3 protein-coding genes are annotated in these 3,685 nt (G+C 69.5%); 1 reads left to right on the top strand and 2 read right to left on the bottom strand.

All coding sequences use genetic code 11. From position 1 onward, the window contains the following. Positions 1 to 275: 275 nt before the first annotated feature. Positions 276 to 1,103 carry a serine O-acetyltransferase gene (gene cysE, locus ACTS11_RS11400; RefSeq protein ID WP_442640435.1) on the top strand — a complete coding sequence of 276 codons (828 nt, stop codon included), beginning with the start codon at positions 276 to 278 and terminating at the stop codon, positions 1,101 to 1,103. 70 nt (positions 1,104 to 1,173) lie between these two features. Here cysE and typA read toward each other — a convergent pair whose 3' ends face one another. Both typA and irrA read right to left on the bottom strand, forming a co-directional pair. Further along, positions 1,174 to 2,994, bottom strand: a complete 1,821-nt coding sequence (typA, locus tag ACTS11_RS11395; RefSeq protein WP_442640434.1) for a translational GTPase TypA — start codon at positions 2,992 to 2,994, stop codon at positions 1,174 to 1,176. Between the two features lie 135 nt (positions 2,995 to 3,129). Then, positions 3,130 to 3,549, bottom strand: a complete 420-nt coding sequence (gene irrA / locus ACTS11_RS11390; RefSeq protein ID WP_442640433.1) for an iron response transcriptional regulator IrrA — start codon at positions 3,547 to 3,549, stop codon at positions 3,130 to 3,132. Positions 3,550 to 3,685 lie beyond the last annotated feature (136 nt).

The raw sequence follows: 3,685 nt of genomic DNA, 5'->3' as shown, positions 1-3,685 counted from the left end.
TCGGCCGCGCCGGGGCCTCCGGCGGGAGTTTTTTCCCCAGGATGAAGGAGGGGCGGGGTGCGGGGCGGGGGCGGGGCTGGCTTCCGGTCCCGTCGTCCTCGAGGCCGTTCCGGGCCTTCGGTGCGTGTCGCGCCGGGCAGCCCGTGCCGTGTGCGTTCGCCGGGCCTTGCCGGCAGGAGGGCGGCGGAACCCCGGCAAGGGGGAGCCGGAGCGTTGGACCCATGCCGCCCCATGCGCTATTGTCCAAACGAAGCCGCGACGCAGAGGAGGCCGACATGGCCGTGACCCAGACCCGCATCTCCGAGCTCGACCCCGTCTGGCGCCGGATCACCGAGGAGGCCGAGGCCGCCGTTGGCGAGGAGCCGCTCCTCGGCGGCGTCCTGCATTCGTGCATCCTGCATCACAGGAATCTCGAGAGCGCGCTGGCCTATCGCCTCGCGCAGAAGCTCGCCTCGAGCGAGATGTCCGAGCAGATCCTGCGCGAGATCGCCGACGAGGCCTATCGCGTGGCGCCCGAGCTCGGCGCGGCGGCGCGTGCCGACATCGTCGCCGTCTACGACCGCGACCCGGCCTGCCACCGGTTTCTCCAGCCGCTCCTCTACTTCAAGGGGTTCCAGGCCGTGCAGGCCTACCGGGTGGGCCATTGGCTCTGGACGGAAGGCCGCAAGGATTTCGCGTATTTCATCCAGATGCGGGTCTCCGAGGTCTTCGGGATCGACATCCACCCGGCCGCGCGGATCGGCAAGGGCATCATGATCGACCACGCCCATTCCATCGTCATCGGCGAGACGGCGGTGGTGGGCGACAATGTGTCGATGCTGCATTCGGTCACGCTCGGAGGCACCGGCAAGGAGACCGAGGACCGCCATCCGAAGATCGGCGACGGCGTGCTGATCGGCGCGGGGGCGAAGGTGCTGGGCAACATCCGGATCGGCAATTGCAGCCGGATCGCGGCGGGATCGGTCGTGCTGCACGAGGTGCCGCCCTGCAAGACGGTGGCCGGCGTGCCGGCGCGGATCGTGGGGGAGGCGGGCTGCGACCAGCCCTCGATGAGCATGGATCACCTGTTGCCGAACCCGGGGTCGGCATCCGACGGGGACTGACCGCGCTTCTGGGAAACGAAAAAAACGGCGCCCCCGGGGCGCCGTTCTTCGTCGTTTCGGGGGGGTGGTGTCACACCGCCGCGCGGGACTGGCGCTTGCGCTCCTGCGGGTCGAGGAAGCGCTTGCGCAGCCGGATCGCGTTCGGCGTGACCTCCACCAGCTCGTCGTCGTCGATATAGGCGATGGCCTCCTCGAGCGACATGCGCACGGGAGGCGTCAGGCGCACGGCCTCGTCGGATCCGCTCGCGCGGATGTTGGTCAGCTTCTTGCCCTTGAGCGGGTTCACCTCGAGGTCGTTGTCGCGGCTGTGCTCGCCGATGATCATGCCCTCGTAGACCTCCTCCTGGGGTCCGATGAACATCCGCCCCCGGTCCTCCAGCCCCCAGAGCGCATAGGCCACGGCCTGGCCGTTCTCCATCGAGATCAGCACGCCCGCGCGCCTCCCCGGGATGGCTCCCTTGTGGGGCTGCCAGGAATGGAAGACGCGGTTCAGCACGCCCGTCCCGCGCGTGTCGGTCAGGAACTCCCCGTGATAGCCGATGAGCCCGCGCGAGGGGACATGGGCGATGATCCGCGTCTTGCCCGTGCCCGATGGGCGCATGTCCACCATCTCGCCCTTGCGGGGGCCGGTGATCTTCTCGATCACGGCGCCGGTATAGTCGTCGTCGACGTCGATCGTGACCTCCTCGACGGGCTCGACGGTGACGCCGTCCTGCTCGCGCAGGATCACCTGCGGGCGCGAGATCGAGAGCTCGAAGCCCTCGCGGCGCATGTTCTCGATCAGGACGCCCATCTGCAGTTCGCCGCGTCCCGCGACCTCGAAGGCCTCGCCGCCCGGCGTGTCGGAGACGCGGATCGCCACGTTGCTCTCGGCCTCCTTCATCAGCCGCTCGCGGATGACGCGGGACTGCACCTTCTTGCCATCGCGGCCCGCGAGCGGGCTGTCGTTGATGCCGAAGGTCACGCTGATCGTCGGCGGGTCGATGGGCTGGGCAGGCAGCGGCGTCTCGACGGCGAGCGCGCAGATCGTGTCGGCGACCGTCGCTTTCGACATGCCCGCGAGCGTGACGATGTCGCCCGCGCTCGCCTCCTCGATCTCCTGCAGCGCGAGGCCGCGGAAGGCCTGGATCTTCGAGACGCGGAAGCGCTCGATCGTCTCGCCGTGGCGCGAGAGCGCCTTGACCGTCGCCCCCGCCTTCACGCGGCCCGCCTCGACGCGGCCCGTCAGGATGCGCCCGATGAACGGGTCGGCGCCGAGGGTCGTCGCCAGCATCCGGAAATCCTCGTCGACATGCCTGAGCTGCCGGGGCGGCGGCACGTGGCGGACGATCAGGTTGAAGAGCGCGTCGAGGTTCCTGCGCGCCCCGTCGAGCTCGGCATCGGCCCAGCCCGCGCGACCGCTCGCGTAGAGATGCGGGAAGTCGAGCTGGTCCTCGTCGGCGTCGAGCGCGGCGAAGAGGTCGAAGACCTCGTCGAGCGCGCGGTCGGGCTCGGCGTCGGGCTTGTCGACCTTGTTCAGCACGACGATGGGCCTGAGCCCCAGGGCGAGCGCCTTCTGCGTGACGAACTTCGTCTGCGGCATCGGTCCTTCGGCGGCGTCGACCAGCAGCACCACGCCGTCCACCATCGAGAGGATGCGCTCCACCTCGCCGCCGAAATCGGCGTGTCCGGGCGTATCCACGATGTTGATGCGCGTGCCCTTCCACTCCACCGAGGTCGCCTTGGCGAGGATCGTGATCCCGCGCTCGCGCTCGAGGTCGTTCGAATCCATGGCGCGCTCGGCCACGGCCTGGTTCTCGCGGAAGGAGCCGGACTGTTTCAGGAGGTTGTCGACGAGCGTGGTCTTGCCGTGGTCGACATGGGCGATGATGGCGATGTTTCGCAGGTCCATGGGGGTTCCGGCCGGAAGGGGAGGGTTGGCCCGAGCCGTTAGCCTCTCGCGCGCGGCTTGGCTAGGGGGGAAGCGATCCGCGCGCGGATCGCGCCCGGAAAAGCCGGCTTTTCCGGCGCAGCGCCCGTGGAGCGCTCAGCGCGTCTTGCGGAGCCGGATCACCACATCGACCCGTGCGATCTCGTAGCCCTCGGGAACGGAGGGCAGCGACGCGATCTCGAGGCCCTTCGAGGGCGCGTCGCACAGCGTCCCGTCGTCCTCGCGGTAGAAATGCGGGTGGTCGTCGACGCGCGTGTCGAAGTAGGACCGGCTGCCGTCGACCGTCACCTCCTGCATCAGGCCGGCGTCGCAGAAGGCCCGCAGCGTGTTGTAGACGGTGGCCAGCGACACGCGGTCGCCGCTGTCGAGGACGGCGTCGTGCAGGCCCTCGGCGGTGACGTGCCGGTTCTCCCCGTCGCCGACGAGGAGCGAGGCGAGCGTCAGCCGCTGCCGGGTGGGCCTGAGCGCACCCTTCTCCAGCCAGTTCCTGCCGCGTTCCAGTGCCTGGGGGGTCATCGACCTGCCATCCTGAGCCTACATCCCTTGATATATGGCCGGAACCGCGCGGTTTTCAATCGCAAAGCGCCCCGCGCGGCGCCGCGGGCGCGCGCTTGCCACTCCTTCGGGCGGAATGATAGACGGGACGGACGCG

Source organism: Roseicyclus sp. (genome assembly GCF_052168335.1).
In the GTDB taxonomy this organism is placed as follows: domain Bacteria; phylum Pseudomonadota; class Alphaproteobacteria; order Rhodobacterales; family Rhodobacteraceae; genus Roseibacterium.
The sequence above is the reverse complement of the archived record's forward strand: the minus strand, read 5'-3'. Positions and strand labels throughout refer to the sequence as shown.